This is a genomic window from Pseudomonas sp. P4_C3, assembly GCF_056402075.1.
The window spans coordinates 1-3,795 of sequence record NZ_JBFUIC010000358.1; the positions used below are offsets into that span (position 1 = coordinate 1).

A 3,795-nucleotide genomic window follows, 5' to 3' on the forward strand; every position below is an offset into this window, starting at 1 on the left:
CCAGTGCCCAGAGCACCGAATGCACCAGCACGAAAATCAGGCTGTTCTGGCCCAATCCAAACCACAGCAGCGCCAGCGGCAGCAGGGCGATGGCTGGCAAGGGGTTGAACATCGAGGTCAGGGTACTGAGCAGATCTCGACCGAATTGTGTCGACACCGCCAACGTCGTCAGGGCAAACGCCAGGACGATGCCGATCAGGTACCCCTTGAGCAACACCACCAGTGATATCCACACCTTGCCCAGCAATTCACCGCTGAGCAGGCCGTCATACAGTGCGTGAGCGGTCTGTACAAAACTCGGCAACAGCAGGTCGTTGTTCTGATAGCGAGCAATGGCTTCCCACAGTACCGCGAGAAGAATCAGGATCAGGCTTTTACGCAGCCAACCTTGCTGCCACAGTCTTTGGCCTAGGGGTAGCTCCCGCTCCAGCGGCACGCTGGTCAGTGGCTGCAAAACCGTTTCAAACTCTTCACGCGGGGATGATAAATGGCTCATCGGGCCCTCCTCTCAACTGGCTCAATAAGCGATGCGGATGTCGGCGAAATCCAGTTCATGCTCGGCTTGCGGTGATTGACCTTCATCGAACAATAGCCGGTGAATACGTCGCGCCGACTCCTGAAACGCCACACCGCCAAGGCTGTGCAAATCGTATTGGTGGCTGTGGACTTCCGCCCTCACCCGGCCCGGATGGGGTGACAGCAACAGAATGCGGTTACCCACCACCAGCGCCTCTTCGATAGAGTGCGTGACGAACAGCAGCGTGAAACGCACTTCCTCCCAGAGCAGCAGCAATTCTTCCTGCATCTTGCGTCGGGTCAGCGCATCGAGGGCGGCGAAGGGTTCGTCCATGAGGAGGATTTTCGGCTGCATCGCCAGTGCCCGGGCAATAGCAACCCGCGCCTTCATCCCGCCCGACAGGGTATGCGGATAAGCATCGGCAAACGCCGCCAGACCGACCTTCTCCAGATAGTGCAGCGCCCGCTCTTCGGCCTCTTTGCGCTTGAGGGTTTTCGAGGCCAGCAGCGGGAACATCACGTTCTGTTTCACGGTTTTCCACGGCGGCAGTTGATCGAACTCCTGGAACACCACGATCCGGTCCGGTCCCGGCGCATCGACGCGCTGACCTTGCAGACGGATCTCGCCTTCCACGGGCTGGATGAATCCGGCGGCGGCTTTGAGCAATGTCGACTTGCCGCAGCCGGACGGCCCGAGCAGGACAAAGCGGTCCGCCGGGTCGATCTCGAAACTGACCTGATGGGTCGCCCGCACCACACGCTGCGGCGTGCGGTATTCGAGGCTGACGTTATCGACCGACAGCAGCGCCTGGGCTGCCGCGATCGGATTGCTGACCGTGTGGCCTTGCAAAGGGGCGTTCATTTCGATCAGCTCCCTTGCAGCGGCTTGGCGTCCTGGAAGAAGTAGTCCTTCCATGAATCCGGTTTGTTTTTGATCGCGCCGACGCGGTAGAGGAACTCGGCCAACGGGTAAGTGTTTTTCGGCGTGACGCTGAATTCGAACTGCGGGTTGTCGATGATTTTCAGCAACGCGGCGCGGTCGATTTTGGCCTTGGTAACGCGGATGTAAGTGTCCGCCGCCGCGCCTTTGTCGTTCTGGGCGAACGCGGCCGCTTCGGTCAGCGCATCAATGAATGCCTTGTAGGTTTTCGGGTTCTCGTCGCGGAATTTCTCGGTGGCGAACAGCACCGTCGGCGAGTTCGGACCGAGCAAGTCATAGGTGTTCAGCACCACGTGCACATTGGGATTGGCCAGTTCCTGATCCTGGAATGGCGGGTTGGAAAAGTGCCCGCTCAGCTCGGTGCCGCCGGCCACCAGCGCAGCCGTGRCATCAGGATGTGGAACGGCGATGGTGTACTTGTCGAGGCGATTGAAGTCCTTGTCACCCCACTGTTTGGCCGCCGCGTATTGCAGGAAGCGCGACTGCACCGACACGCCCACCGCCGGCACCGCGATGCGGTCCTTCTCGGTGAAGTCAGCGATGGTTTTAACCTTGGGGTTATTGCTCACCAGGTAGTACGGAAAGTTGCCCAGGGAAGCCACGGCCTTGACGTTCTGCTTGCCATGGGTGCGGTCCCAGATGGTCAGCAGCGGGCCGACGCCTGCGCCGGCAATGTCGATCGAGCCCGACAGCAACGCATCGTTGACCGCTGCACCGCCGGAGAGCTGGGTCCAGTCGACCTTGATGTCGATACCTTCCTGCTTGCCGTATTTCTCGATCAGGTTCTGATCGCGCACCACATTGAGCAGCAGGTAGACGATGCCGAACTGTTCGGCGATGCGGATTTCACCTTCGGCGTGGGCCACGGTCGGCGCCACCAGGCTGCCGGCGATCAGGCTGAAACCCAGGCCGATGGCTGCGGCCAGCGGCGCGAATGGAAGACGTTTGGACATGATCAAATCTCCGACAAATCAGAAAGGCGTGTCGCCCTGGATGGTGGTGCGATACAGCTTGCGGCGCAGATGGCTGGGGCATCCAGCAGCGAGGTGGATCAGCGAACGGTTGTCCCAGAACACCAGGTCATGGGCCTGCCATTGATGGCGATAGATGTTTTGCGGCAGCACGCTGTGGGCATATAGCTCGGTCAGCAGTTGCTGGCTCTCGTCCTCCGGCAGACCAACGATACGGGTGGTGAACCCTTCGCTGACGAACAACGCCTGGCGACCGTTTTCCGGGTGGGTGCGCACCACCGGATGCACCACTTCGGCGACCTGGGCGAGTTGCTCCGGGGTCAGGGTCGGGCGCCAGTTGCCTTCGAATTTGGTCTCGCTGTAACGCGCCGTGTAGGAATGTGCCGCCGATCGACCTTCCACCGCTTTGCGCAGCGCGTCGGGCAGGCTGTCCCAGGCTTTGTGCATATCGGCGAACAGCGTGTCGCCGCCCTCCGCTGGCAGCTCTTGGGCATGCAGCATCGAGCCAAGGCTCGGCAGTTCTTTGTAGGAGAGATCTGAATGCCAGAACTTGCCGGCGTCGCCCAGGCCGATGTTCTGGCCGTTCTCGACGATGTTGGAAACGATGAGGATTTGCGGATGCCCTGCCAGCAGGAACTGCTTGAGCACGTGAATCTGCAACACACCAAAACGATGGCTGAAGTCGATGTGCTGTTCGGGGGTGATGCGCTGGTCGCGGAACACCACCACATGATGGTCCAGATGCGCGCGGTGAATGCGTGCGAAGTCCTGATCATTGATCGGACGGGACAGGTCGAGGCCGATGATTTCGGCCCCCACCGCACCGCTGAACGGGCGGATTTCAAAGAACTGTGGCGCGATGCTTGGCGAAGCTGAAGCTGCAGACATAAATCACTCCCACGCACGGCACGCTCAAAGGCGCGCGCGTCGATCAGAAACTCACGGAGATCCCGTGTTGGTTCGTGTCGTGCGGCGCGCCGATTGATCGGCAGGTACGCAGGAGATTGACTTTATAGATATAAGAATTGAAATTTAAATACCGTTAATGAATAACGATATGGCGATTGATCAGGAATGGTCGGGGATGATGAGTGACGTTTTATGTCACTTATTGATGTGGATTGAGTGTTTCCACTGACGCCATCGTCGGAACGCCGCCCGGAGCAAGCTCGCTACCACAGTGGTTCTCCGTTGGGCACAAGATTGTGCTCCAGCAAAAATCCAATGTGGGAGATTCTATGTTTGGGGGGAACCCCAAGCATAGAATCTGGCCTGTATTCACTTTGGTTTTTCATCAGCGCGAACATCACTCTGGCCAGCTTGCGTGCCAGGATAACCAAGGCTTGAGTGCCTTTTAGGCCTCTGGTC

3 protein-coding genes and 2 pseudogenes are annotated in these 3,795 nt (G+C 59.0%); all 5 read right to left on the reverse strand.

Features of this window, described 5'->3' with window-relative positions:
• Positions 1-496 (reverse strand): annotated as a pseudogene (locus AC1DVH_RS27475) (ABC transporter permease); the annotation flags it as partial.
• Between the two features lie 21 nt (positions 497-517).
• Positions 518-1,378 carry an ABC transporter ATP-binding protein gene (locus tag AC1DVH_RS27480; protein WP_218475516.1) on the reverse strand — a complete coding sequence of 287 codons (861 nt, stop codon included), beginning with the start codon at positions 1,376-1,378 and terminating at the stop codon, positions 518-520.
• 5 nt (positions 1,379-1,383) lie between these two features.
• Positions 1,384-2,409 (reverse strand): ABC transporter substrate-binding protein, encoded by a 1,026-nt coding sequence (locus AC1DVH_RS27485; RefSeq protein ID WP_477756442.1) that lies wholly within the window; start codon positions 2,407-2,409, stop codon positions 1,384-1,386.
• Positions 2,410-2,427: 18 nt separating this feature from the next.
• Positions 2,428-3,315, reverse strand: a complete 888-nt coding sequence (locus AC1DVH_RS27490; RefSeq protein WP_477756443.1) for a TauD/TfdA dioxygenase family protein — start codon at positions 3,313-3,315, stop codon at positions 2,428-2,430.
• Positions 3,316-3,683: 368 nt separating this feature from the next.
• A pseudogene (locus AC1DVH_RS27495) lies at positions 3,684-3,795 on the reverse strand (IS110 family transposase); the annotation flags it as partial.

What these genes read in the sequence shown, in the direction of transcription:
- AC1DVH_RS27490 (WP_477756443.1), bottom strand. Translation starts at nt 3,315, where the DNA reads ATGTCTGCAGCTTCAGCTTCGCCAAGCATCGCGCCACAGTTCTTTGAA.
- AC1DVH_RS27480 (WP_218475516.1), bottom strand. Translation starts at nt 1,378, where the DNA reads ATGAACGCCCCTTTGCAAGGCCACACGGTCAGCAATCCGATCGCGGCA.